Annotated in this window: 22 protein-coding genes; 9 read left to right on the top strand and 13 right to left on the bottom strand. The window is 69.5% G+C overall.

Annotation, left to right across the window (positions count from 1 at the left end; genetic code table 11):
- Positions 1-380: 380 nt before the first annotated feature.
- The 3 genes from ACFWF1_RS39985 to ACFWF1_RS39995 all read right to left on the bottom strand — a co-directional run bounded on the left by ACFWF1_RS39985 (position 381) and on the right by ACFWF1_RS39995 (position 3,453).
- Positions 381-704 carry a WhiB family transcriptional regulator gene (locus tag ACFWF1_RS39985; protein WP_379285490.1) on the bottom strand — a complete coding sequence of 108 codons (324 nt, stop codon included), beginning with the start codon at positions 702-704 and terminating at the stop codon, positions 381-383.
- A 139-nt stretch (positions 705-843) separates the two neighbouring features.
- Complete coding sequence (locus ACFWF1_RS39990) at positions 844-1,170, bottom strand: hypothetical protein (protein WP_379285492.1); 327 nt, start codon at positions 1,168-1,170, stop codon at positions 844-846.
- Positions 1,171-1,281: 111 nt separating this feature from the next.
- Complete coding sequence (locus tag ACFWF1_RS39995) at positions 1,282-3,453, bottom strand: ATP-dependent DNA helicase UvrD2 (protein WP_379285739.1); 2,172 nt, start codon at positions 3,451-3,453, stop codon at positions 1,282-1,284.
- Positions 3,454-3,501: 48 nt separating this feature from the next.
- Here ACFWF1_RS39995 and ACFWF1_RS40000 point away from each other — a divergent pair, with 48 nt between their 5' ends.
- Positions 3,502-4,770, top strand: a complete 1,269-nt coding sequence (locus ACFWF1_RS40000; RefSeq protein WP_379285494.1) for a low temperature requirement protein A — start codon at positions 3,502-3,504, stop codon at positions 4,768-4,770.
- Here ACFWF1_RS40000 and ACFWF1_RS40005 read toward each other — a convergent pair.
- The 3 genes from ACFWF1_RS40005 to ACFWF1_RS40015 are packed head-to-tail and all read right to left on the bottom strand — an operon-like array spanning position 4,765 to position 6,080.
- Positions 4,765-5,217, bottom strand: coding sequence for a MarR family winged helix-turn-helix transcriptional regulator (locus tag ACFWF1_RS40005; protein WP_379285496.1), 453 nt, complete (start codon positions 5,215-5,217; stop codon positions 4,765-4,767). The two genes, ACFWF1_RS40000 and ACFWF1_RS40005, sit on opposite strands and share 6 nt — an antisense overlap.
- Positions 5,218-5,226: 9 nt before the next feature.
- Positions 5,227-5,661 (bottom strand): EVE domain-containing protein, encoded by a 435-nt coding sequence (locus tag ACFWF1_RS40010; protein WP_379285498.1) that lies wholly within the window; start codon positions 5,659-5,661, stop codon positions 5,227-5,229.
- The gene (locus tag ACFWF1_RS40015) at positions 5,658-6,080 is read right to left on the bottom strand and encodes a hypothetical protein (RefSeq protein ID WP_379285499.1); all 423 of its coding nucleotides are present in this window, start codon (positions 6,078-6,080) and stop codon (positions 5,658-5,660) included. The genes ACFWF1_RS40010 and ACFWF1_RS40015 overlap by 4 nt, the downstream gene beginning before the upstream one ends.
- A 121-nt stretch (positions 6,081-6,201) precedes the next feature.
- On the opposite strand from ACFWF1_RS40015, the gene ACFWF1_RS40020 reads away from it, so the two are divergent.
- Positions 6,202-6,432: a mycoredoxin gene (locus ACFWF1_RS40020; RefSeq protein WP_379285741.1), complete on the top strand. Its 231-nt coding sequence runs from the start codon at positions 6,202-6,204 to the stop codon at positions 6,430-6,432.
- 60 nt (positions 6,433-6,492) lie between these two features.
- Here ACFWF1_RS40020 and nudC read toward each other — a convergent pair whose 3' ends face one another.
- Together nudC and ACFWF1_RS40030 are read right to left on the bottom strand one after the other, a co-directional pair.
- The gene (gene nudC / locus ACFWF1_RS40025) at positions 6,493-7,395 is read right to left on the bottom strand and encodes an NAD(+) diphosphatase (protein ID WP_379285500.1); all 903 of its coding nucleotides are present in this window, start codon (positions 7,393-7,395) and stop codon (positions 6,493-6,495) included.
- Between the two features lie 45 nt (positions 7,396-7,440).
- A complete protein-coding gene (locus ACFWF1_RS40030; protein WP_379285501.1) occupies positions 7,441-8,496 on the bottom strand; it encodes a potassium channel family protein in 1,056 nt (351 codons plus the stop codon).
- A gap of 140 nt (positions 8,497-8,636) precedes the next feature.
- Between ACFWF1_RS40030 and ACFWF1_RS40035 the strand changes: the two genes are divergently transcribed.
- Positions 8,637-9,050 (top strand): hypothetical protein, encoded by a 414-nt coding sequence (locus ACFWF1_RS40035; RefSeq protein ID WP_379285502.1) that lies wholly within the window; start codon positions 8,637-8,639, stop codon positions 9,048-9,050.
- Here the strand turns inward: ACFWF1_RS40035 and ACFWF1_RS40040 are convergent.
- Together ACFWF1_RS40040 and ACFWF1_RS40045 are read right to left on the bottom strand one after the other, a co-directional pair.
- Positions 9,007-12,870 carry a UvrD-helicase domain-containing protein gene (locus ACFWF1_RS40040; protein WP_379285503.1) on the bottom strand — a complete coding sequence of 1,288 codons (3,864 nt, stop codon included), beginning with the start codon at positions 12,868-12,870 and terminating at the stop codon, positions 9,007-9,009. The genes ACFWF1_RS40035 and ACFWF1_RS40040 overlap by 44 nt on opposite strands.
- Positions 12,871-13,069: 199 nt before the next feature.
- Complete coding sequence (locus ACFWF1_RS40045; protein ID WP_379285504.1) at positions 13,070-16,996, bottom strand: PD-(D/E)XK nuclease family protein; 3,927 nt, start codon at positions 16,994-16,996, stop codon at positions 13,070-13,072.
- A 71-nt stretch (positions 16,997-17,067) separates the two neighbouring features.
- Here ACFWF1_RS40045 and ACFWF1_RS40050 point away from each other — a divergent pair, with 71 nt between their 5' ends.
- The 6 genes from ACFWF1_RS40050 to ACFWF1_RS40075 all read left to right on the top strand — a co-directional run bounded on the left by ACFWF1_RS40050 (position 17,068) and on the right by ACFWF1_RS40075 (position 21,890).
- Complete coding sequence (locus tag ACFWF1_RS40050) at positions 17,068-17,844, top strand: alpha/beta fold hydrolase (RefSeq protein WP_379285506.1); 777 nt, start codon at positions 17,068-17,070, stop codon at positions 17,842-17,844.
- Positions 17,845-17,847: 3 nt separating this feature from the next.
- Entirely contained in the window at positions 17,848-18,144 is a 297-nt protein-coding gene (locus ACFWF1_RS40055) for an MGMT family protein (protein ID WP_357380677.1), read from the top strand.
- Between the two features lie 40 nt (positions 18,145-18,184).
- On the top strand, positions 18,185-18,928 hold the full coding sequence (locus ACFWF1_RS40060) for a VOC family protein (RefSeq protein ID WP_379285508.1): 744 nt from the start codon (positions 18,185-18,187) through the stop codon (positions 18,926-18,928).
- A gap of 76 nt (positions 18,929-19,004) precedes the next feature.
- A complete protein-coding gene (locus ACFWF1_RS40065; protein ID WP_379285510.1) occupies positions 19,005-20,738 on the top strand; it encodes an NTP transferase domain-containing protein in 1,734 nt (577 codons plus the stop codon).
- 44 nt (positions 20,739-20,782) lie between these two features.
- Positions 20,783-21,544, top strand: coding sequence for a methyltransferase domain-containing protein (locus tag ACFWF1_RS40070; RefSeq protein ID WP_379285512.1), 762 nt, complete (start codon positions 20,783-20,785; stop codon positions 21,542-21,544).
- A gap of 145 nt (positions 21,545-21,689) precedes the next feature.
- On the top strand, positions 21,690-21,890 hold the full coding sequence (locus ACFWF1_RS40075; protein WP_379285514.1) for a hypothetical protein: 201 nt from the start codon (positions 21,690-21,692) through the stop codon (positions 21,888-21,890).
- Positions 21,891-21,961: 71 nt separating this feature from the next.
- Here the strand turns inward: ACFWF1_RS40075 and ACFWF1_RS40080 are convergent, their stop codons facing one another.
- Genes ACFWF1_RS40080 through ACFWF1_RS40090 form a run of 3 tightly spaced genes read right to left on the bottom strand, consistent with a single transcriptional unit; the run spans position 21,962 to position 25,529 of the window.
- Positions 21,962-23,707, bottom strand: a complete 1,746-nt coding sequence (locus ACFWF1_RS40080) for a dipeptide ABC transporter ATP-binding protein (protein ID WP_379285516.1) — start codon at positions 23,705-23,707, stop codon at positions 21,962-21,964.
- Entirely contained in the window at positions 23,704-24,573 is an 870-nt protein-coding gene (locus ACFWF1_RS40085) for an ABC transporter permease (protein ID WP_379285518.1), read from the bottom strand. Before ACFWF1_RS40085 ends, ACFWF1_RS40080 begins: the two co-directional genes overlap by 4 nt.
- Positions 24,570-25,529 (bottom strand): ABC transporter permease, encoded by a 960-nt coding sequence (locus ACFWF1_RS40090; protein WP_379285520.1) that lies wholly within the window; start codon positions 25,527-25,529, stop codon positions 24,570-24,572. The genes ACFWF1_RS40085 and ACFWF1_RS40090 overlap by 4 nt, the downstream gene beginning before the upstream one ends.
- Positions 25,530-25,531: the final 2 nt, after the last annotated feature.

The raw sequence follows: 25,531 nt of genomic DNA on the forward strand, positions 1-25,531 counted from the left end.
TTTTTTATCGTCGGCAGCGTATTTTGTTTATAATAGACCGCGGTGGACGGTTATTTCGTCGGCCGACTGGGCGCTGCCCACCGTAGACTCCTACTACGGCCGGTGGGGGGTGCGCCACCGCTGGTGGGCGCACGCCGACGACACCAGAACACTACTGCTCGCCGTTGCCGACGGGCTGACGGTCCGCCGGGCACCCCACGGGCCACGACGAACCTGATCCCCATCCCCCATCTCCCCGAAAGTACTGCACGACAACGCAAACGAGCCGCTCACCGGGCGACGGTGAGCGGTTCGTCTGCTTTCTCGTTCGTTGGCTCGGCCCGTGTCAGGACCAACCGAATCGAGCACATCGACCGGAGGGAGGGAAGTTATTCCCGGCTTCATGCCGGGATCGCGACCTTGCGCGGACGTCCACGCGGGCGCTTACGGGCGATGACGACCCCCTGATCGAAGATCTCGCCACCCCAGACACCCCACGGCTCGCGCCTGTCCATGGCCGCGGTCAAGCAGCCCTTTCGGATGGGGCAGCTGGCGCACAGCGCCTTGGCCTGCTCCAACTGGTTGGGGCTCTCGGCGAACCAGAGATCGGGATCTCCGGCTCGGCAAGGCACGGACTTGTTGCCCTCCCGGGTCCGAGTGGTCGGCGCCACGGTTCCGCATGTCACGTCAGTAGTGGCCGATGGCCAATCCTGGGCGGTGAACACGTCGTTCTCCTTCAGCTCGTTTGCAGCGGTTCGTTGTGTTGTCCGCGAAACCGGGGCCAGCTGGCTGAAGGGCCGAAAAAGAATGGCCACGGTTTCGCGGTGTGCGATCCGTGGCCAGGAGGTCTGGGAGGGAAGTTCCCTACCTAGGTATTCGACATCTCTGTCGAGTCCTGATCACGATCGCTTGGTGTGCGGGACGAAGGCGCGTTGCCTGCAGATCCGCCGGCTCATAACCGGCTGCTGCGGCGACATTGACGTCTGCCGTGTCGACGACAGACGGGTGCCAGCCACCCGCACTGGGCTTGTCCAAAATGCACATCTGGGCATGCGTGCGCTCGAGTTGCGCCTGCGTGCCGAAGACTCCGATTTCGGACAGACCGATCCCCTGCAAGGCGAGGATCCCCCGGGAGGCCGACATGGGTGAATTCACCGCAACGTCGATCGCATTGAAGAATTTGATGTTCACGTCGGACTCCCTCCTAACTCGTTGTGTCTGTTTGAACTCAGCGCGCCGGGATAACCTCCCGGTGCGTAAAACCCACCATAGGCAAGTTCGCCGGGCGGTACAACCTATTTTCTACCTGCGGTTTTGGGGTCTTGCGCGCAGCCGCGAAGCAATGATCGCGAGCACGTCGCCGCCGTACTGTTCGAGCTTCTTCGCGCCGATGCCCGCGATCGCGGCCAGCGCGGCGTCGTCACCAGGGAGTTGTTCGGCGATCGCGGTCAACGTGGTGTCGGTGAACACCACGAATTCGCGCACCTGCAACGCCTGTGCCTTCTCCGCGCGCCACTCCTGCAGCGCCACCAGAAGTTCGGCATCGAGATCTGCCGGGCAACGACGACAGCGGCCAAGCATAGTCGCATAGGTGCCGATCAGTGGTTTCGCACACACTCGGCAGGTGGGACGCATGCCTTTCGCCTCGACGACCGGCGTCGCGATCCTGGACGCGGGCGAATCGTCGGGGACGAGACCGTTGAGGAATCGGGACCGGCGACGAGTGCGTCGCTTGCCCTCGCTGCGGGCCAGCGCCCAGGACAGCTGCAGATGTTCGCGCGCCCTGGTCACGCCGACGTAGAGCAGCCTGCGCTCCTCCTCGAGTTTCGCCTCGTCGCCGACCGAGCCGTCGTCGGCGAGCACGTGTGCGATCGGCAGCGTGCCGTCGGCCACGCCGACCAGGAAGACCGCGTCCCATTCCAAACCCTTGGCGGCGTGCAGCGAGGCGAGCGTGACGCCCTGCACGGTCGGTGGATGCCTGGCCTCGGTGCGGGCGGCCAGCTCGCGCAGCAGGCCCGGCAGGTCGAGCTTGTCGTCGTGGGTGACCAGTTCCTCGGTCAAGCTGACCAGCGCGACGAGCGAGGACCACTTCTCCCTGGCCTGCGCACCGACGGGTTCCTCGGTGGTCAGGCCGACCGGCGCCAGCACCGCGCGGACCAGGGTGACCAGTGTGGCACCGCTGCGTGCCTCGACGGGCAGATCGTCACGCGACGCGGCCTGCCGCAGGACCGAAACGGCCTGCCTGACCTCGGCTCGCTGGAAGAACCCCTCACCGCCGCGCACCTGGTAGGCGATGCCGCGCTCGGTGAGCGCCTGCTCATAGCTCTCGGACTGGGCGTTGATCCGGTAGAGCACGGCGATCTCAGCGGCGGGTGTGCCCGCGTCGATCAGCTTTTTGATCGACCTCGCCACCGCGGCGGCCTCGGCTGGGCCGTCGTCGTATTCGGCGAAGATCGGCTCGGGCCCGTCCGGTCGCTGGCCGATGAGCTGCAGCCTGGTCCCCGCGATGCGGCCGCGCGCGACGCCGATGACCCGGTTGGCCAGCGAGACCACCTGCGGCGTCGAGCGATAGTCGCGTTCCAGCCGGATCACGGTGGCGTCGGGGAAGCGGCGGGAGAAGTCGAGCAGATAGCCCGGGGTGGCTCCGGTGAACGAGTAGATCGTCTGATTGGCGTCGCCGACCACGGTCAGATCGTCGCGCTCGCCGAGCCAGGCGTCGAGCACGCGCTGCTGCAACGGGGTGACGTCCTGGTACTCGTCCACCACGAAACTGCGGTAGCGGCCGCGGAATTCGTCGGCCACCGCCGGATAGTCCTCCAGCGCCGCCGCGGTGTGCAGCAACAGGTCGTCGAAGTCGAGCAGCAGACCGTCCGGCGTGGCCTTGAGCTTCTCGTAACCCGCGTACACCTCGGCCACCCGCAGCGCGTCGTACGGGATCTCGCGGCGGTGCTTGGCCACCGCCGCCGGATAGTCCTCCGGCGCGATGAGCGAGGCCTTCGCCCACTCGATCTCGCTGAGCAGGTCGCGCACGCTGTCGGTGGCCGAGGAGAGCCCGGCCCGGTTCGCCGCCTGCGCGACGATCGGGAACTTGCCGTCGATCAGCCGCCACGGCACGTCGCCGACGATCTGCGGCCAGAAGTATTTGAGCTGCCGCAGCGCCGCCGCGTGGAAGGTGCGCGCCTGCACCTGGTTCGCGTCGCCGCCGAGGCCGAGCGCGCGCAGCCGGTTGCGCAACTCCCCCGCCGCCCGCGCGGTGAAGGTGACCGCGAGCACCTGGTCGGCCTTCACGTGTCCGGTGGACACCAGATGCGCGATCCGATGGGTGATGGTCCTGGTCTTGCCGGTGCCCGCCCCCGCGAGTACACACACGGGACCCCGTGGCGCGCGTACAGCGGCGGCCTGTTCGGGGTCGAGCGAATCCAGCTCGGAGCCGGTCGGTTGGTGTGTACTGGTTGACGACACGGCACCCATCATGTCAGTGCCCGCCGACAACTCCCGCCGCGCGCGCAATACTGTCCCCTCGTGGTACACGACACGCCGTCAACCGACGCTCGACCCGCCGACCGGCACGCGACCTGGATGGAGTTGTTCTTCGACCTCGTCGCGGTGGCCGGCATCGGCCAGCTCACCCACCTGCTGCACCGCGGCCCCTCGCTCGGTGACTTCGCCCTGTACATCCTGCTCTACCTGGCCTTTTGGACGGTCTGGGCGTGCATCATGCTGTACGGCAACATCGCCCGCGACCACACCAGGATCTATCTGATGCTCGGCGCGATGCTCGGCCTCGGCGTGATGGCGGCGGCGGTGGCCGGGATCCCGGACCGGCACGCGACCACCTTCGCGGCGGTCTACGTGATCGTGCGCATCGTCGCCGCGCAGGTCTGGGGCCGGGGCAGGCTGGTGGTCGATTGGCCGATCGCGCAACTGTCCGTCGGCGTACTGCCGTGGATCGTCTCGCTGTGGGTGCCCGAGCCGTGGAAATACTGGCTGTGGGCGTTCGGCCTCGCTCTCGATCTGTGGCTGATGTTCGCGGTCACCGGCGAACGGATGATGGCGGGCGCACAGGAGGAGGTCGATCGCCGATTCCGCAACTCGCAGCGGATGAAGAACGTCGAGCCGCCGAAAATGAAAGCGCTGCACGCTGATTCGGTGCATCTCGGCGAGCGTCTCGGTCTGTACGTGATCATCGTGCTCGGCGAGGGGGTGATCGTGGTGATCACCGCGGTGGGCGGCGTGATGTGGCATCCGAAGGTGCTCGCCCTCGGCTTCGGGGCGTTCGTGGTGCTGGCGAGCCTGTGGGCGCTGACCCTGATGTACGGCTTCGTGCCGCGGATGATGGCCGGCGACGACCCGGCGGGCTCGATACCGAGGCAGTACACGATGGCGATGCATTGCTGGATCACCGCCGCGATCGCCACCATCACCGCCGGGCTCGGCCTGGCCGTCGAACATGCGGACGCGCACGTGTCCACCGGCATCGGCTGGTCGCTCGGTGGCGGCGCCGCAGCGTATTTCGTGATCACCGGACTCGGTGGCGCGCGCAGCGAGGCGGGCTGGCGCTGGCTGCTGTCCTGGCCGTTGCCATGTGCGGTGCTCGCGGTGGTGCTCGGTGCCGCCGGTCCGTACATCGGGGCCCTGGCGCTCGTGTATGGCGTTGTGGCCCTGTGCATCTGGGCCCTGCTGTGCCAGACGCACGCCGCCGGTCAGTGGGGCGCCGGGTCCGGTCCCGAGCGGCCGCGCTGGAAGTCGTGGCGGCGGGATCACGGCCTCGGGATCGACGAGGTCCTATAACCGCCGCAGGCTGCGCAGGTCGGTGGCGAATTGCCCGGTCCGCGGGCCGAGTGGGCCGAAGAACTCGCGATCGCAGGCCTCCACCGCGACCACCGCCCGGTTCGCCAGCGCCGCACCGGCTTCGGTGGGCACCAGCGACTTCGCCCGCCGATCACTCGGGTGATCGCGGCGCTCGACCAGGCCCTTCTGTTCGAGCGCACGCACCACCTGGGAGGTCATCATCGGGTCGGTGGCGGCCTGCGCGGCGAGGTCGCGCTGCATCACCGGGTCGCCGGCCACCGCGAGGTAGGTGAGCGAGGCGAGCAGCACGAACTGCACGTGGGTGAGATCGAACGGCGCGAGCGCCGCGCGCTGCGCCGCCTGCCACCGGTTGGTCACCTGCCAGAGCAGCAAGCCGGGGCTCTCGTCGGCCTGCTCGAACTCGGTGCGTAGTCCCTCATTGCTCATCGGCCTCCCTCACTCGCCGGTCATCGCTTTCGCGATCACCGCATGATCGTGTGCGGTGAGTTCTATCAGGCCGCGCCGCAAAACCATTCCCCAGTTCGGTGAGCTGGTCAGATCGAGCTCGTCGCGCAGTTCGTCGATCGCCGTCTCCTTCGCATCGGCGCGGTAGCTGACCGCCCGGCGCCACGGCTGGAAGCAACTCCCGTCCGGCAGATCGACCGGGCCGGCCTGCCAGACGGGGCTGTCGTCGATGGTGCCGATCGCGGTGAACGCGCGGATCTGCGCGCCGGAACGGATGCCCTCGCGCGGCGAGTAGTAGATGAGCGTGTCGCCCGGCCGCATGCGTTCGACGGGCGGGCGCTTGCCGTGATTGGCCTGCGCGAAGCCGAGTTCGACGCCGCGCATTACGTGTTCCTTGGACACGACGCCCAACCAATACCTGGTCATGCCCGCACCCCCTCGGCGACGGCGATGAGTGCGTCGAGGTCGGGCCGGACCGACTTGGCCAGGTCGCCGCCCATCACCTTGGTCCACAGCCAGCGCAGCGGGCCGTCGATCGAGACGGTGACGCTGATCGTGGTGCGTCCGTCGGCCACCGCGATCTGGTGGTCGAAGGTCAGCCGGGCGCCGATGAGCTTGGAGACGTCGACGAATTCGGTGTCGCTGAGCCGCTCGACGACGAACGGCACCTTCGGTCCGCCCTTCGGCTTCAGCGTCCCGGTCGCGCCTTGCACGAACGGTCCGTCGAGGCGAACCCATTCGGTGTCGTTGTTCCATTCCGGCCAGGTGGCCATGTCCGCCCATTTGGCGAAGAAGGCGGCGGGAGCGGCGGTCGAGTTGGCTTGCGCGGTGGCAATGATCGTCATGTGATTAGTATGCGCGCTTACTAAAAGCAGCGCAAGAGGCCACGGAAAAAGACTTGACTGGAACACCCGCGCCCTGATCGGCGTTGCACAATCCGTGACTGAAGCAACGCCCGACCTGACGATGTACTCGACCACCTGGTGCGGCTACTGCCGCAGGCTGAAGAAGCAGCTGGACGAGTCCGGTATCAGCTACATCGAGATCGACATCGAAGACGATCCGGCATCGGCCGAGTTCGTCGGCAGCGTCAACGGCGGCAACCATGTGGTGCCGACCGTGAAGTTCGCCGACGGCTCGACCGCGACCAATCCGACGCTGGTGGCCGTCAAGCAGGCGCTCGCCGCACTGGCCTGATCACTACACAGTTCTGAAATACGCGCGGGCCACCTCGGCCCGCGCTGATTTCTCTTGTGCTCAGTCGAGCTCGGCCCAGGACTCCATGATGGTCCGGGCGATGGAGATCGAACCCGGCAGCAGCAGCCGCGCGCCCGTCCCCTGCGCCGACCAGTCGCCCGCGTTCAACGCCTCGCGCACCTCCGCGCGGGTGAACCAGTGCGCCTCGGCGATCTCACCATCGGAGAAGACCAGCGGCTGCTCCGGATCACCGACCGCGGCGAACCCGAGCATCAACGACCGAGGGAACGGCCACGGCTGGCTGCCCAGATAGTTGATGTCCCGGACATCGACGCCGACCTCCTCCTTGATCTCCCGCTCGACGCAGCGCTCCAGCGACTCGCCCGCCTCGACGAACCCGGCGAGCAGCGAGAACAGCGTCTCCGGCCAGCTGTGCTGCCGCGCGAGCAGCACCCGGTCGCCGCCGTCGTGGATCAGGCAGATGACCGCCGGGTCGATCCGCGGGAACTCCTCGTAACCGCCCTCGGTCACCCGCGACCAACCGGCCTTGCTCGGCGTGGTCACCGTGCCGTCGGCACTGTTGAATCCGGCCTTGTCGTGCCAGTTCAGCAGGGCGGCCGCGGTGGAGAGCACGCTGGCGGTGAGATCGTCGACCGTGTTCGACATGCCGCGCAGATCGGTCAGCGAGCCCTGCAGCTCACGATCGCGCACGGCCCACAGGTGGGCGCCGCCGACGATGCCGAGGAACACCGCCTCGGGGCTCGGCTCGGGCGACAGATCGATCGCCTTGTCCAGGACCAGCGCGCCGTCTTCGTATTTGACCTGGCCGCGGGCGTTCACCCGCAGCAGCTTGGCGTCGCGCCACCCCTCCTGGAGAGCCTGCGCGTCGGCCCGCGTCTCCTCGGCGCGATCGAGCACAGAACGGGACAGCTTCGGAACACCATTGAGCTGAAAGACCGGCACCCACCGAGACTATCGCGCCGGACCCCCGGCGCCCCTCGCGCGGCCTTACTTGGCCGCGCGGCGGATGTAGAGCAGCTTGTCGCCCGCCTCGAGCGAGTCGACCTCCGGCTCGCCGACCCTGGCCAGCACGCCGCCGCGCACCACGCCGAGCACGATGTCGCCCAGATGCCGTGGCGAGCCCCCGATTTCCGCCGATTCCACCTCGCGCTCGGCGATCGCGAACCCCTCCTCCGGGGTGAGCAGGTCTTCCATCATCTCGACCACCGAGGGCGTGGTCGTCGCGATGCCGAGCAGCCGGCCCGCCGTCTCCGAGGACACCACCACCGAGTCGGCGCCGGACTGGCGGACCAGGTGGGTGTTCTCCGCCTCGCGGATCGAGACCACGATCTTGGCGCTCTTGGTGAGCTCGCGGGCGGTGAGGGTGACCAGCACCGCGGTGTCGTCCCGGTTGGTGGCGACCACCACCGACGATGCGTTCTGCACACCGGCCAGCCGCTGCACGTCGGACTGGGTCGCCGAACCGTGCACCGTCACCAGGCCCGCGTTGGCGGCCGCGTCCAGTGCGACGACATCGGTGTCGACCACCACGATGTCGGCGGGCTGCACGTTGTCGCCGAGCATGGCGTCGATCGCGGTCCGGCCCTTCGTGCCGTATCCGACGACCACGGTGTGATTACGCACGCTGTGCCTCCATCGCTGAATCTTGAAAGCCTGCCGGGACCGTTCCGTCAGCACGCCGAGGGTGGTTCCGACGAGAACAATGAGGAAGAGGATGCGCAGCGGGGTGATGATGACGATGTTGACCAGTCGCGCCTCGGCCGTCACCGGGGCGATATCGCCGTACCCCGTGGTGGACAGCGACACCGTCGCGTAATAGAGCGCGTCGAGGAAGCCGAGCGGATCGCCCGCGTTGTCGTGGTAGCCGTCGCGGCCGACGTAGACCACCAGGGCCGCGGCGAACAGCAGCCCGACCGCGAACAGCACCCGGCGCGACAGCGAAATCCACGGGCTGGTCTGGACTTCCGGGATGCGCAGCACACCCACCAGGGCGAAATGCGGGCGATTCGACAGCCCGAGCGTGCGCGCTCGATCACCGAACACCGGACGCACCCGCCCTGATATACCTCGTGTCGGATGTCTCCGGCATTGTTTGTCCCGCCAGCACAGCACGGGAGCCTACCCGCTGCCCGCGATCCCACCCGGTCTCGACGCGAACACCTAATAGATGTAAAGGTGCCCTCATGGCAGATAACGCGCACACACTCGTCCGCAACTCCGGACGGCGGCCCGCATTGGCCCTCGCCACCTTGCTGTTCTCCTCCGGGGTGCTGCATTTCGTGATGCCGAAGCCCTACGACTCGATCGTGCCGAAGGCCCTGCCGGGCGAGCCGAGGAACTACACCTACGCCTCGGGCGTCGCCGAGCTCGGCGTCGCCGCCGCGCTGGCGATCCCGCGAACCCGGGGTCTCGGCGGGCGGCTGGCCGCGCTGCTGTTCCTCGCGGTCCTCCCGGCGAACGTCCAGATGGCCGTCGATGTGGTCGGCAACAAGAAGGCATCGCCGCTGTTCAAGATCGGCACGGTGCTGCGGCTGCCGCTGCAGATCCCGCTGATCACCCAGTCGTTGAAGGTGAGCCGGTCGGCGCGGAATTCCTGATCAGCTCGGCCAGTTCGGCCGCCCCGGCCAGCTCGGCCGGGGCGATGGTGCGGCCGGTACGCACGTAATGGAAAGCGGCACTGATCCGTTCGAGCATCTCCCGCTCGGGTTTGCCCGTCCTGGACGCCATCAGCCTGGCCCAGGCCAGCCGATAGACGGCGAGCTGCATGGCGACCGCGGGCTCCTCGGCGGGGGTCGGCTCGGCGCCGGTCTTCCAGTCGACCACGATCCAGCCGCCGCCTGGTTCGGCGAACACCGCGTCCATCCGGCCGCGAATCACGGTGCCCGCCAGCGAGGTTTCGAACGGGACCTCCACGTCGATCGGGCTGCGGTTGGCCCACGAGGAGTTCAGGAACGCGTCCTGCATCGCGGTCAGCTCGTCGTCCACGCCGGCGTCGGCGGCGGCGCTGTCGGCCGCGCCCGGGAGTTCGTCGAGGCCGAGCAGGCGGGTCGAACCGAACCAGCGCTGCACCCAGGCGTGGAATGCGGTGCCGCGGCGGGCCAGCGGGCTCGGTGGGAACGGGAGCGGGCGGCGCAGGCGCGCAGCGAGTTTCGTCGGATCGGCGCGCATTTCCACCAGGGCGGTCGCGGCGATCTGGCCGGGGAGTTCGACCTCCTCGGCGGCGGCCTGCTCGGATTCGAATTCGGCGAGTAGAGCGTCGACGTCGGCGGCCCAGCCGTCGGGGTCGTCGGGGTCCGGGGTCGGGCCGAGGGGGTAGTCGTCGATGAATTCCGCTGCGGCGAAGGCGATGTCCTCGTCGGAGAGGTGATCGTGCATGGGGTCGGGCGGGATATCGCTGAGGTGCGGGGGCTCGACGGAGGCGTGGAGTGGTGCGTCCATGGGATCCGGCGGCAGGGCGTCGATCTCGTCCGGCGGTTCGAACGGGTAAGGCTCGCTGAATTCGCCGGTGGCGAAGGTCGTTTCGTCGAAGAGGCCCTCGGGGGCCTGGTCTGTTTCGAGTGCCGAGCCGACGTCAGGTTTTCCGGCTACCTTCGCGGTGTCGCGGGGTGCGGCGGGCTTGCTGCGGAGTTCGGCCAGGGCGGCGCGGACCAGGGCGGCACCCTGTTCGATGGGGTCGCGGCGGTTGCCGAGCGGGTCACGCGGCCATTCGGCGGTGGCGGGGTTGTCGGTGAACGGGTTCACCGCGTCGTGCTCCGGCGGGTCGTCCCAGCGAGCGACGGCGACGACGCCGTTGGCGGGACTGTCGGCGGATTCGCTGGCGTGCTTCAGTTCGAGCAGGAAGTCGGACGGGCCCTTGGGCGAAGTTCCGGTTTCGGCCCAGTGGTGCGACGAAACAAGCAGCACGCGTTCGGTTCTGGTGAGTGCGACGTAGAAGAGGCGGCGCTCTTCGTCGATGCGGCGGCGCTCCAGCGCTTCCTTGTGGGACTTGATGGCGCGTTCGAGGTCGGCGCGGTCGTACAGGTCGGCCAGGTCGAGGACCGGGACGCCCTCGGCCGCGTCGTCCTGTTGCCGGTCGCCGCGCAGTTTGGTCGGGAGTTCGGCGAGGGCGCCGAGCCAGGTGCCCGACGCTGTACCGGAAGGGAATACGCCACGCACTACGTGCGGTACCGAGACGATCTCCCACTCGAGCCCCTTCGCCGCGTGCACGGTCAGCACCTGCACCCGGTCCTTGGCGACCTCGACTTCGCCTGGCTCCAAGCCGTTTTCGACGGATTCGGCGGCGGCGAGGAAGGACAGCAACCCGCTCAAAGCCGCACCGGAGTCGGCGGCGTACCCGGCGACCACCTCGGCGAAGGCGTCCAGGTGCTCACGCCCGGCACCCGTGCCAGACATGGCCCGACGGGCTTGGGTCTCCACGCCGACGCCGATGGTGCGCTCCACATCGGCGACCAGCTCGGTCAGCAACTGGCCGCTGCGTTCGCGGAGCGCGCCGAGCTCCCTGCTCAATGCCTCGATGCGTACGAAACCGGACTCCGAATACTGTTCGCGCGGACCGGGATCGGCGATCGCGTCGGCCAGACCCGCCTGTTCGGCGGGTTCCGGCGCCACCTCACGCAATGCCGCGGCCAATGTGCTCCCGTCGGTGATCTCCGGCGCGTCACCGCTGGAGAAGCGGCTGATCGACAGGGTGCGCGCGCGGCGGGCCAGCGCCGCGATATCGGCGACGCCGATGCGCCAGCGCGCGCCGGTGAGTACGCGCATCGCCGCACTGCCGGAGCCGGGTTCGGCGATCAGGCGCAGCGTGGCGACGATGTCGGCGACCTCGGGGGTGGCGAGCAGACCGCCGAGCCCGACGATCTCCACCGGTAGCCCTTGCGCGCGTAAGGCTTCCGCGAGCGGTGACGCATCGGCGTTGCGCCGCACCAGCACCGCCGAGGTGGGCGGCGGCTCTCCCGCGGCCCGCCGGGCCGCCCACTCCTCGGCGATCCGCTCGGCGATCCAATCGCGTTCCTCGGCAACGGTGTCGGTCAGCGCCAGGGCCACCACGCCCTGCCCCGCATCGGGTTTCGCACGCAAGGCGTCGACCGTCACGCCGCCACCCTCGATGGCCTTGCGGCGCAACGGGTCCGCGACCAGGTTCGCCAACGCCAACGCCTCGGGCGGATTGCGCCAGCTGGTCAACAGCGGCAGGGTCGGCGCGGGAACGCCGGGCGCCATGGGGAAGTCGGTGGCGAAGCGCGGCAGGTTCGCGGCGGACGCACCGCGCCAGCCGTAGATCGATTGCATCGGGTCGCCTACCGCCGTGACTGCCAGCCGCTGGTCGCGACGCGGTACGGCTTCCTGCCCAGCAGCATTCGCGGGCTTGGCAGAGCTGCGCTTCTTGCCCGATTGCCGCTCGGACTCCTCGTTCATCGGCCGGTTGACGTACCGCGGCTCCTGCGCACGCGGCCCGCCCTGCACGTCAGCTGATGCCGCTGCGGCAGGCGTCGGATCTGGCTCGGGTGCACCACCGAAAAGTGCTGCCAGCAGGACTCGTTGGGCGTGTCCGGTGTCCTGGTACTCATCGAGCAGGACGAGCCGGAAGCGGGTGCGCTCGGCGGCGGCGACCTCCGGGTGCTCAGCGGCGAGGCGGGCAGCAAGGGACATCTGCGCGCCGAAATCCAAGGCCCCACGCCGACGTAACGCGTCGGCCAGTTGCTGGACCAGCGGCAGCAGGGCGATGCGTTCGCGTTGAACCTGGAGGATGCCGAGCAGGGCTTGGCTCGGCCCGCCGCGCTGGCGTGGGCCGGGCGGCAGCGTGTGCACCAGCTTTTCCAGGTCGGTGTGTGCCTCGGCCAGCTGTTCCGGCTCGACCAGATGCTCGGCGAGTTGCCCGGACAGGGCCAGGATCGCCTCGGTGACCGAGACCGGGGTGCGATCGGTGTCCAGGTCGCCGTCCCAGGTGCGCACCACCTGGTGTGCGAGCTGCCAGAGCTGGGTCTGGGTGAGCAGCGTCGCCGAGGGTTCCACCGGCAGCAGCAGGCCGTGTTCGGTGAGCAGCCTGCCCGCGTACGAGTGATAGGTGCTGATCTCCGGCTCGGCGCCGGACAGCTGCGCCCGCAGCTGACCGGACGGGTCGAGCTCGCGCAGCAGCGGCGCGCCCGCCAACCGGGCCAGCCGGGTCCGGATGCGAGCGGTCAACTGCTGCGCGGCCTTTCGGGTGAAGGTCAGGCCGAGCACCTCGTCGGGCAGCACCAGGCGATTGGCCACCATCCACACCACGCGGGCGGCCATCGTCTCGGTCTTGCCCGCCCCGGCACCCGCGACGACCAGCGTCGGGCCGGGGGGTGCGGCGATCACCGCCGCCTGTTCGTCGGTGGGTGGCGGCAGGCCGAGTGCGTCGGCCAGTTGATGCGGCGTAACCCGTCCGCCGGTCACGGCTGCGCCTCATCGGCGTCGCACGCCGACGGTCCCGGGGGCACCGGGCCGCCGGGTCGCGCCCGACGGACGCGCCGGGCCGCACCTCGACGTCCGGCACTCGGGTGCGCGGCGGCGTCGATCGCTCGCTCCGGTATGACTGTGCAGCACAGGCATTCGGCACCACAGATCGGCAGCGGGACACGGAAGCGCTTTTCCCTCACTCGTCGGTCACCTGCCTACCGGTGTCCTGGACGGGGCAGCTGCCTGCGACCGGGCAGTGGCGGCAGCCGTCATTGCGCATGGCGAGGTAGCTCGGGCCCTGGGTGGCCGCGGCGGCGTCGTGGATGGTGTCGCGCCACTTGCCGAGGGCTTCGGGGTCGAGCGGCGGCTGCATGCGCTGGGTGGCGCCCTCCTTGCTGCTCGGCTTGGCGACGTACACCAGCCTGGCACCGCCGGGCTCGCCCAGCGCGCCGGATTCGCCTGCGGCTGAACCTTGTTCACCCGCGGCCGAGCTCGGATCGCCTTCGGCCACACCCGATTCGTCGCCTGCGTCTACACCCGGCTCGCCCGCCCCCGGATCGCCTGGTGCGACGACCAATTCGCCTCGGACAGCAACCGAAGCGTCCGATTCGCCCGCACCCGATTCACCCGCCTCGGCCCGCGCTACCTCGGTGGCCGCGTCGAGCGCGCCCATCGCCGCCGCCACCTGATACGTCGCCAGCTGCGCGTGATCGACCGCCGCCTGCTTGGTGACCGGCGACTTCCCGGTCTTCACATCGACGATCACGAAGCGGCCGAGCGCATCCCGTTCCAGCCGGTCCACCCGGCCGCGAATCCGCACGGGCCGTTCGTCTTCCGTGCGCGGCGGCAGCACGCAGTCGACCGGCACCTCGACCCCGGCCTGGGTGAGTTCACCACGCGTGTTGCGCACCCACGCCATGAAGGTTTCCAGCATGGTCTCGGTGCGGCGCAGCTCCTGCCTGGAGTGCCAGCCGGACCCGGGATCGACCGACTGCCAGGCCTTGTCGAGCGCGGCACGCACCTGTGCCTCCGGCACCTGCCCGGCCAGCGCCTGCACCAGCGTGTGCACCAGGTTGCCCTTGACGGCGTGCGGGTTGTCGCCGTCGGTGCCGCCGTGCCGTTCCAGCGCCCAGCGCAGCGGGCAGGTGCGCAGCAGCTCCACCGTGGACGGCGACAGGCCGACCGGGCTGTCGTCCTCCTCCCACAGCGTCCGCTGCGAGCTCAATTCGGCTGTGCCATACCAATCATCGGGATGGGTGCCCGGTACGCCCGCACTGGCCAAGCGGGCCAACTGGTGCGCGGCGCGTTGCCTGCGGTCCGGGTCGGACTCGGGATCGCAGACAGCGCCACGTAATTCGGCCACCAGCGAATGCATCACCAGGGCGCGACCGGGGTCGGCAATCGGCAACGCCCCCGGTTCGCCGTCCTCGTCGTGCCCGAGCAATTCGGCAAGGAACCGCGACGGAACCAGATCCCGTTCGCCCGACACCGATTCCACCGCGGTGACCAGCAACGAACGCCGCGCCCTGCTGCATGCGACCAGCAGCAGCCTGCGTTCCTCGGCGAGGATCGGCGCCGCGCGACTCACCTGTTCGCCACCGTCGATGACACCGGCGGTCAGATCGACCAGGTCCTCGGTGTTCAGCAGCGTGCCGCGCGACCGCGGGTTCGGCCAAATCCCTTCCTGCACAGCGGCAACCGCGACCACGTCCCACTCCCGGCCCGCGGCGGCGTGCGCGCTGAGCAGCGCAACGGCCTCCTTCGGCGCGGTGCGTGGCATCGAGCCGTTCGGAATCTCCTGCTGCAGCAGGTATTCCACGAACCCCTCGATGCTCGCGCGGGGCAGCCGGTCCACGTACGCCGCGGCGGCGTCGAACAGCCCGACGGCGGCATCGAGATCACGGTCGGCCTGCATGCCGACGGCGCCGCCGCGTTCGGACTGCCCGACCCAGCGGCGTTCCAGTCGCGAGGCGGTCCACAGCGCCCACAGCACATCCTCGAGACCCGCCCCGCGACGACGCGCCTTGCGGGCCCGTTCCAGCGCGTCGAGCACCCGCCGCAGCGGCGCGGCCTCGACATCGGTCAGCCGATCCAGGATTCGCGAGTCCCCGACCCCGATCAGCAGATCCCGCAACACTTCCGCGGAGGATTGGTCGATGCCGTGTCGCAGCTCGACAGACTCGTCGGGCTGTCCGGAGTCAACCTGTCGGGGGCTCTCAGCACCTGAATCGGCCCCGCCGACAGTCCCTTCGGCGCTGGCATCGGCCGGTCCGACGGGCCGGTCGGCCGCCTCGTCGCGCTGTTCGGCCTCGTTGGCCGCACTGCTCTGTTCGGCCTCGTTGGCCGCACTGCTCTGTTCGGCCTCGCTGCCACGCCATTCGGAGTCTTCCGGAGTCCATTCGGGCTCTACGCCATACCAATCGGCGTCATCTGCGTCTCGCTCGAGACTACCCGGACTCGGTTCGGGCAGTCCGGAACCGCGCTCCGAGCTTTCGATAGTCCGTTCGGCACTCCGCTCCGAATACTCGCTCTCCGGAGCTGCCCGCCCGGACCTCGCCCGGTTCCGCTCGGACTCCAGCACGCTGCGGCGCACACCACGCCGCAACCGCCGCAACGTGATCTGATCGGCGCCGCCGAGCGGACCCGCGAGCAGATCCAACGCGTCCTCCGGCTCGAACGCCGAGCCCTTCTCCCCCGCGAGCACCGCCCGCAGCGACAGCAACATCCAGGCCGCACCGCGCCGCCGCGCCAGCGGCGTATCCAGCGCGGGCTGCTGCACCGGCACCCCCGCCGCGAGCAGCGCGCGGCGCAGCGGCGGCAACGACAGCGGCACCGACCGGACGATCACCGCCATCCGCGACCACGGCACCCCGCCGGTCAGGTGCGCGCGCCGCAGGTGATCGGCGATGAGCGCGGCTTCCTTCGCCGGAGTGGCGAGCACCCGCACCCGCACCTCGGTGCCGTCGCCGGCCGGTTGCTCGGCCCGCTTCGGCAGCGAAAAGCGTTGCGGCGCACTGCCGGGCAACTTGGCCGCGACCCTGGCGACCGCCAGCCGCACCGGCCCGCCGGTCCGATGGTTGTCCCGCAGGATGATGCGCTGTCCGTCCGGCGCGGCCAGATCGGCGACGAACCGCGCGTCCGCGCCGCGGAAGGCGAAGATGCCCTGATCGGGGTCGCCCGCGACGACGGTGGTGTGCGCGCTGTGCCCGATCGCCCTGACCAGAATCGCGGCCTGCGGATCGAGATGTTGCGCGTCGTCGACCAGCAGGTACCGGATCCGCGCCCGTTCGGCGGCCAGCAGCTCGGCGTCTCCGGCCAGCGCGTCCAACGCGGCACCGATCAGCTCGGCCGCGTCCAGCGCGGGCGCGGTCGCCTCCGGCGCCTCGACGCCCACCGACCAGCGCAACAGCATCGTCTGCTCGTAGCGCACCGCGAACTTGCCCGCCGCCACCCACTCCGGTTTACCGTGCTCGCGGCCGAGGCGCACCAGATCCTCCGGCCCGAGCCCGCGTTCGGTGGCGCGCAACATCAGATCGCGCAACTGTTCGGCGAAGCCGCCGAGCGCCAGCGCGGGTTGCAGGCGTTCCGGCCACAGCCCGTCCGCACCCTCGGCGATGTCGATCAGGTCACCGCGCAGCATTTCGCGCAGCACCGCATCCTGTTCGGCACCGGTCAGCAAACGCGGCGGCGGGTTGCCGTGCGCGGTCGCATGCCTGCGCAGTACCGAGAAGGCGTAGGAGTGCAGAGTGCGGGCCAGCGGCTCCCTGGTCGCGCCGGGTACGCCGCCCTCGGCGTCGGGACCGGCCAACCGGGCGGTGATGGCATCGCGGGCCGCGCTCGCCGCCTGCTTCGAATGGGCAAGGACCAGCACAGATTCGGGATCGTCGCCGGCCGCGATGCGCTCGGCCGCGAGATCGACGAGCAGCGCTGTTTTGCCCGTGCCTGGTCCGCCGAGCACCTGCCAGGGCCGCCACCCCGGGCGCGTCGGCCCGGCCGCGGCCGTGGCGTCGAACAGCGCGCGAACGTCGGCACCCCAGGCGCGCGGCCTGGGTGCCGCCACGTTCCGGCGAACAAGTCGCACCGCGCTATCCGATCGCACCACGCGGGCTATTGCAACAGACACGACCGACACGCCGACGGCCCCCTCGCGCGACTCGCCCAACGAGTCTTCGCGGCACCGGTCAGAATGGACCGGTGTCTGCTCTGAATGTCTATCGATTCGGCCCGGCGACCGGACCGGCCGTGCTGGCCCTGCACGGGGTGACCGGCCATGGCAAACGCTGGGAACACTTGGCCGCCAACCATCTCCCCGACGTCCGGATCATCGCGCCTGACCTGCGCGGACACGGACGGTCGAGCGCGCTGCCGCCGTGGACCTTCGAGGCCGTGGTCGATGACCTGGTCGAGTTGCTCGTCGCGGAGACCGCGGACCCGGTGACTGTGGTCGGGCACTCGTTCGGCGGCGCGAGTGCGTTGTATCTCGCGCGCCGCCGCCCGGACCTGGTCCGTCAGCTCGTCCTGCTGGATCCGGCCATCGCGCTCGAGCCGGATCTGGTCGGCGACATCGCCGAATCGCTGCTGGCCGAGCCCGACTACGTATCGGTGGCCAGGGCTCGCGAAGACAAACTCGCCTCCGCCTGGGCGGATGTGGCACCGGACGTCCTGGCGGCCGAGCTCGCCGAACATCTGGTGCCCACGCCGCAGGGCCGCTTCGCCTGGCGGATGAGCCTTCCCGCGATCACGTCGTACTGGGGCCAGCTGGCCCGCCCCTTCGTGTTGCCGCCGCAGGACGTGCCGACGGTGCTGGTACAGGCGCTGAAGGTACAGCCGCCGTTCGTCACACCGGCGTTCCTGGCCGCGCTCACCGCGCATCTCGGCGACCGCCTCACCGTGCACGAGTGGGACAGCGACCACATGATCCCGCAGGCTATGCCCGCCGAGACGGCCGCGCTGATCCGCTCGGTGCTCTGAGCGATGGCCACCACCGACGACCAGGTCGAGCGGGTTCGAGCCCTGGTCGCCTCGATCCCGCCCGGCCGGGTGGCGACCTACGGCGACATCGCCGCGGCCGCCGGGCTGTCCACGCCGCGCACGGTCGGCTGGATCATGCGCACCGACGCCGCCGACCTGCCGTGGCATCGGGTGATCGGCGCGGGCGGCAAGCCCGCGGCACATCTGGCGGACCGGCAGCTGCGGCTGCTCGCGACCGAGGGCGTGCCGATCCGCGAGGGCCGAGTGAACCTGCGGGCGGCGCGTTTTCCGTTTCCGTAAACGGGCACGGGACGAGCCGCGCGACGGCTACCGTTGCCTCATGTCCACCCGCCTGGCGTGTGTCGTGTTCGATGCAGACCGCCCGCGGTTCATCGCGGACTTCTGGGCCGAGTTGCTCGGTTGGGGCGTGACCATCGACCGTCCGGAACAAGTAGACGTAGCGGCCCCCGATCCCGACGGTGCCGACCTGGCACTGACCTTCCTGCCCGTCGCCCGGGCCAAGCACGGCAAGAACCGTATTCATCTGGACCTGGCCAGCCGTTCGATCGACCATCAGCGCCTGCAGGTGGATCGCGCGCTGTCGCTGGGCGCCCGTCGCGTCGACATCGGCCAGGGCGCGGTGCCGTGGGTGGTGCTCGCCGATCCCGAGGGCAACGAATTCTGCGTGCTCGAACCGCGCGAGGAATATGTGGACACCGGCGCCGTCGCGGCGATCGTGCTGGACACCCGGGATCCGCTGCGACTGGCCGAATTCTGGGCCACCGCCGCAGGCTGGCCGGTCGCGCACGGCGGCGAGCAGGTCGCCGGGCTGCGGTCGGCGACCGGGCTCGGCTCGTGGCTGGAGTTCGTGCGCACGCCCGAGGCGAAGTCCGGCCGCAACCTGCTGCGGCTGAATCTGGCCTCGTTCGATGATCAGGACGTCGAGGTGGCGCGGCTGCGCGCCGCCGGTGCCACCCAGATCGACGGTGCGCATCCATCGACCGCGCCGAGCCGCACCCTCGCCGATCCGGAGACCAACGAGTTCGGCCTGCTCCGGCCCGTGCGCGACTGCTCGACCGTGTAGGCAGCCGCCTCCCGGCCGCGCGGCGGCGACGAATTAGCATGTCCGCCATGGTGTACCTAGCTCGAAGCCGCGCTCGGTGACCGCTGCCGACGCGATCGTGCTCGCGGGTGGCCGGGCCAGCCGGATGGGCGGTGTCGACAAACCGGCGATCGTCATCGGTGGCCGGTCCATGCTCGACGCCGCGCTGGCCGCCGTCGCCGCGTGCACGCACACGGTCGTGGTCGGACCGCACCGGCCCGAGCTGCCGCCGGAGATCAACCAGACGCGGGAGGTGCCGCCGGGGTCCGGGCCGGTGGCGGCGATCGGTGCCGGGTTGCGTTCGCTCGGCTCGGCGGCGCCGCTGGTGGTGGTGCTCGCGGCCGATCTGCCGTTCCTGTCCGCCCGGTCGATCACCGAGTTGATCAGATATACCTGCGAATCCGGGGCCGACGCGGTGTTCGCGGCGGACGAGTCCGGGCGGCCGCAGTATCTGATCGGGGTGTGGCGGCGGACCGCGCTGGCGGCGGCGCTCGACGGGTTGGCTTCGCTGATCAATCAGCCGATGAAGGCGCTGATTCCCGCCGATTCGGCGATCATCGCGCTACCCGGAGTCGCCGACTGCGATACCGACGAGGAGGTGCGGCAGGCCCGCGCCGCGGTCGCCACACCCGCGCTCGCCCTGGATGAGGCGCGGAATATCCTGCGCGACAACCTTTCCCGGCTGGTCAGCTACGAAGCCGACCTGCGCTCGGTGCGCGGCGCGGCGCTCGCGGCCCCCTTGGCGGCCGTCGGGCCGCTACCCCGCTTCGACGTCTCCGCGATGGACGGATACGCGGTGGCGGGCGAGGGACCGTGGCGGTTGCGCCGCGATATCGGGTTCGCGGGCGGTCAGCGCCCCGTCGGGCTGCTGCCCGGCGAGGCGGTGCGCATCGCCACCGGCGCGCACGTGCCGGACGGCACCACCGGTGTGGTGCGCGACGAATTCGTCCGGGCGGCACCGGATGACCGCCTGCATCGACTACCGGACACCCCGATCAGGGACGACGTCCGACGTCGTGGCGAGGACCGGCACCCCGGCGATCTCGTTGCGCCACAGGGAACCCCGGTCACCGCCGCGTTGATCTCCGCGGCAGCGAGTGTCGAGGTGACCGCGGCGCCGGTGCGCGGGCCGGTCCGCGCCAGGATCGTGATGACCGGCGACGAGATCCGCAGCGAGGGTCCGCTGCACAACGGCCAGACCCGCGACTCGATCGGGCCGATCCTGCCGGACCTGCTGTCCTGGTACGGGATTCACACCACCGACCGGGTGCACCTGCGCGACACCCCGAACGGCTTCGACGAGGTGCTCACCGCGCCGCTCGACTGCGACCTGCTGGTGATCGTCGGCGCGACGGGCAGTGGCGCGGCCGATCAGCTGCGCGCCGCGGTGGACCGCACCGAGGCACGAGTCCTGGTGCGGCGACTACGACTACGGCCGGGTGGCTCCACGGTCGTCGCCGAACTGGCCTCGGGCACTACGGTTCTCGGCCTGCCGGGCAATCCCTTCGCCGCCGTGGCCACCCTGATGGCGCTGGCTCCGGCCCTCGTCGAGGGCCGCACCGGCGGCAGCACCCGCCATCCACTCCTCGGCCCGCTGCACAATGCCGCCGAGATATCGGGACCGGTCGCCCGTATCGTCCCCGCCCGCTTCGCGCCGCAGGGTGGCTGGCTCGGCGACCCGAACATCCGCACCGCCCACCTCGGCGGCCTCGTCGACCGGGACGGCCTGGTGATCGTCCCCGCCGACGCCACCGACGGCGCGACGGTGGAGTTCCTGCCGCTGCCCAGGTAGGAAACCTGTTGCCGCGAGGGCAACCACTCGGCAACAATCGGGGCATGGGACGACGCGGCTTCGAGGATCTGGTAGCGGAGGCCGGTGCGGTCTCCGTGGCCGGCTGGGATTTCGGGTGGCTCGATGGGCGGGCCAGCGAGCAGCGGCCGTCGTGGGGGTATCAGCGGATCCTGGGTGAGCGGCTGGGCAAAGTCGCTGCGGCACTAGATATTCAGACCGGTGGTGGTGAGGTGCTCGCCGGGGCCGGGAACCTGCCGCCGCTGATGGTGGCGACCGAGTCGTGGCCGCCGAACATCGCCAAGGCGACGCGACTGCTGCATCCGCTGGGGGTGGCGTTGGTCGCGGATCCGGATGAACCGCCGTTGCCGTTCGGCGACAATGCCTTTGATCTGGTGAGCAGTCGGCACCCGGTCACCGTGTGGTGGTCCGAGATCGCGCGCGTGCTTCGGCCGTCCGGCACGTATTTAGCGCAACATGTCGGCGAGGCAAGTGTTTTCGAACTCGTCGAGTATTTCATCGGCGCACAAACCGAGGAAATTCGTAAACGCCGCAATCCGGATGACGATCGGGCCGCGGCGATCGCCGCCGGACTCGAAATCGTCGATCTCCGATACGAACGGTTGCGCGTCGAGTTCGGCGATATCGGCGCGGTCGTGTACTTCCTGCGGAAGGTGCCGTGGATGGTCCCCGACTTCACCGTGGACGGGTACCGTGACCGGCTCCTGGCTATGCACGACGAGATCGAAGCACATGGCCCATTCGTCGCCCACTCGACCCGATTTCTTATCGAAGCACGCAAGCCTTAACGCATCAATATCGCTTCTACCTGGAAAAACTTGCCGGATCGCCGATGCGACAGGCAATTTTCACTTTCCCTTCCGGAATTGCTCGCGGCTCGCTATCGTGAGTGACGTTAGGCGAATATCAATCCCCGGAAAGGACCGAGTGGAGATGGCTGAAAAGTCGAAGAACGCGCCTAAGAAAACGCCGAGGCAGATGGATCGGCAGCAGCAGCAACAGCGCCAGGATCAAAACCAGAACCAGGGCGCAAACCGCCCAGGCGCGAATTCAGATGGCCAGCGCATGCCGAACCAGCGCCAGTCGGACAACGACCGGCGCAATGACGACCAGCGCAGGATGGGCCACAACTAACTGATCTGCACCGCGTGCCGCCGGTTCACTGTGGAACCGGCGGCTGCGGTTGTGGTCGTTTCCGATGCGCCTTACGCGCCGGCGGCCACCAATAACGAACCATCGCCGCGGCCACGTGCGACCACCGGATCGGGCGTCGGCACCGCGTCGAGCAGCCGCCGCGTGTATTCCGCCGCCGGATGCGCGAAAACCTCTGCTACCGGACCGGTTTCGACCACCGAACCGGCGCGCAGCACCACCACCCGATCCGCCACCTGATGCACCACCGCGAGATCGTGGCTGATGAACAGGCAGGCGAAGCCGTACTCGGCCCGCAGATCGGCGAACAGATCCAGCACCTGCGCCTGCACCGAAACATCCAGCGCGCTGGTCGGTTCGTCCGCGACGAGCAGGCGCGGCGCCAACGCCAACGCGCGGGCCAGGGCGACCCGCTGTCGTTGACCACCGGACAGCTCGCCGGGGCGGCGCGACGCGTAATCCCGGGGCAGCCGGACGGATTCGAGGAGATCACCGACCTTCGCCCGCACCAGCGAACCGGACGCGACGCGATGCACCAGCAGTGGCTCACCGATGGCGTCCTCGATGGAACGGCGTGGATCCAGCGACGCGGCGACATCCTGGTGCACCAGCGCGACGTGCTTGCGTAAGGCCCGCAATTCCTTCGCGGCGAGGCCGCGCAGCGAAACCCCCTGTAGCTCTACCTGTCCCGCGTGCGCCGGGACGAGGCCGAGCGCTGTGCGACCGAGAGTGCTCTTGCCGGAACCGGATTCGCCGACCAGGCCGACCACTTCGCGGGCCGCGAGGGTCAGCGATACGTCATGCAGCGCGCGGAACTCGCCCGCTCCCCCGCGACCGCGGTAAACGACGGTGAGGTCGCTGACCCGCAGCACGGGCGTTGCCTGCTCGACATCCGCTGGCGTACGCACGGCTGGAGCCGCGCCGATAGACGGCTGAGCCGTCGCGGGCGCGATATCGACCGACGGGCGCACGGCTGGGGCAGCTTGACCCGCGGGCTGCGGGTGCGGCCCTGACGTGGCCACCGGCAGCCGCGGTACGGCGGCCAGCAGCGTCTTGGTGTAGTCCTCGCGTGGGGTGGCGAACAGGTCGAACACCGACCCCTGCTCGACCACCTGTCCGGCGCGCAGCACGACGACCCGGTCGGCGATCTCGGCGACCACACCCAGGTTGTGCGTGATGAACAGGATCGCGGTGCCGTTGGTGCGCTGCAACGTGCGCAATAGCGCCAGAATCTCCGCCTGCACCGTCACGTCCAGCGCGGTCGTCGGCTCGTCGGCGATCAGCAGGTCCGGTTCGCCGGAGAGCGCGAGCGCGATCACCACGCGCTGCTTCTGGCCGCCGGAGAGCTGGTGCGGATACCAGTCGACGCGGCGCTCCGGCTCCGGAATGTCCACCAGGCGAAGCAGTTCCACCGCACGCGCGCGTGCCTCGGACTTCGAGATCCGCCGGTGCGCCCGCAGCGCCTGCGCGATCTGCGTGCCGACCCGCTGCACCGGGTTCAGCGCGGTCTGTGGTTCCTGGAACACCATGGCCGCGCGGGTGCCGCGCACAGCGCGGAGTTCGGCCTCGGGTGCGTCGACGATCTCGTTGTCGCCCAACCGGATAGAGCCGGTAGGCCGCGCTCCGTCGGGCAGCAGGCCGAGGACGGCGCGGGCGGTGAGCGACTTGCCGGAACCCGATTCCCCGACCAGTGCGACCACTTCACCACGGCGCACCGCGAAACCGATTCCGGCTATGACGGTGCGCGCTCCGAAGCGCACCACCAGATCCTGGATCTCCAGCAGCGCGTCCCCGGTCATCCGATCCTCCTGGCCCGGCCCAATGCCTGGGCGATCAACAGAAATCCGAGGGTCAGCCCGGCGACCACGGCCAGCGGGCCGATCGCCATCGCCGGATTGGCGTCCAGGTTGCCGATGGACTCCGAAATCAGCGATCCCAGTGAGGGATCCGGTGGTCGTACGCCGATGCCGATGAAGCTCATCGCGCCCTCCAGGAACACCGCCACCGACATGGACAGCGCCAGCTGCACGGCCAGCGGCTCGGCGGCGTTGGGCAGCACGTGCTTTCGCAGCGTCCACCACGGTCCCGCGCCGATGACCTCGGCGGCCTCGACGAAGGGTTGTTCGCGAACCTGCAGGATCGACGTCCGGATCTGCCTGCCGAAGATGGGGATCTCCGCCGCGATGATGACCACGGCTACCGCATGCGCGCCCGGCCCGGTGATCGCGGTCAACGCGATCGCGAAGATGAGCGCCGGAAAGGCGAGGATCAGGTCGAACACCCGCTGCGCCAGCACATCCGCGACCGCGTTCATGCTCGACAACAGTCCGGCCAGCGCACCGATCAGCGCCCCGAGCGGGACGGCGAGGAACACGATGAGCAGATCGATCCGAATGCCGTGCAGCACCCGCGCGAGCACATCCCGGTTCAGATGATCGGTGCCCAGCCAGTGTTCACCGCTGGGCCCGAGCAGATTCGCGCCCGGGATCTGCGCGATCGGATCGTAGGAGGTGAGTACTCCGGCGAAAATGCCTGCCGCAGCGATCAGACCGACGAGCAGCAGGCCGGTCAGCCCCTGGCCGGTCCGAAAGGCACGCAGCAGCGGATGTGGCGGCCGCTCGGAAATCGCTTCCAATGCAAGGGGTTCGACCGCGAGTTCGGTCATGACCGGCCACCGATCCGGATCCGCGGATCCAAGTACGCGTGCGCGATATCGGTGAGCAGCTGGATCGCCACGAACACCGAGACCGACAGCAGCAACAGCACCTGCACCACGGGATAGTCGCGGCGGCTGATGCCCTGCTCGATGAGCTGCCCGATGCCCGGCCAGGCGAACGCCGCCTCCACCAGCACGGCACCGCCGAGCAGCTGCCCGGTCTGCATGCCCAACGCCGTCAACATGGTCGGCAGTGCGTTGCGCAGCGCGCCGCGAGTCACGATCTGCCAGTGCGAGATACCCAGCGACCGAGCGGTGAGCACGTACTGCTTGCCCAGTTCGGTGCGCAACGACTCGGTGAGGAAGCGGGTCAGCGCCGCCGCCACCGGCAGCGCGAGGCAGATCGACGGCAACAGCAGGTACTGCACGGCGATATCCGGGCGCGCGATGAAACCGTCCGGCGGCACGCCGCCCGCGGGCAACACCGGCAGCGCCACCGCGAACACCAGCACCAGCAACACACTGGTCACGAACGTCGGCAGTGCGATCGCGACCGTATTGGCCGCGGCGACAACGGTATTCAGCCAGCGGCTCGGCCACACCACCGACGCCACACTCACCACGAGGCTCACCACCACCGCAAGTACCAGCGCCGACACGGTCAGCACCACGGTGTTGGTCAGCCCACGGCCGACCAGATCGGCGATCTGCCCGCCGATGATGTAGGACCTGCCGAGATCGAAGCTGAGCAGGTCACCGAGCCACGTCACGTATTGCGCCGGAATGGATCGATCCAGCCCGAGCTGATGCCGGATCGCCGCGATCGTCTGCGGGGAGGCGTCCGAACCCGCCAGGGTGGTCGCCGGGTCGCCCGGCACCAGCCGCAGCAGCAGGAAGATCAGTACGGACGCGCCGAACAGCACCAGGACGGCGGAAGGTAAGCGCCGCAACAGGTATCGGATCATCG

Source organism: Nocardia sp. NPDC060255, from assembly GCF_042727395.1.
Lineage (GTDB): Bacteria > Actinomycetota > Actinomycetes > Mycobacteriales > Mycobacteriaceae > Nocardia.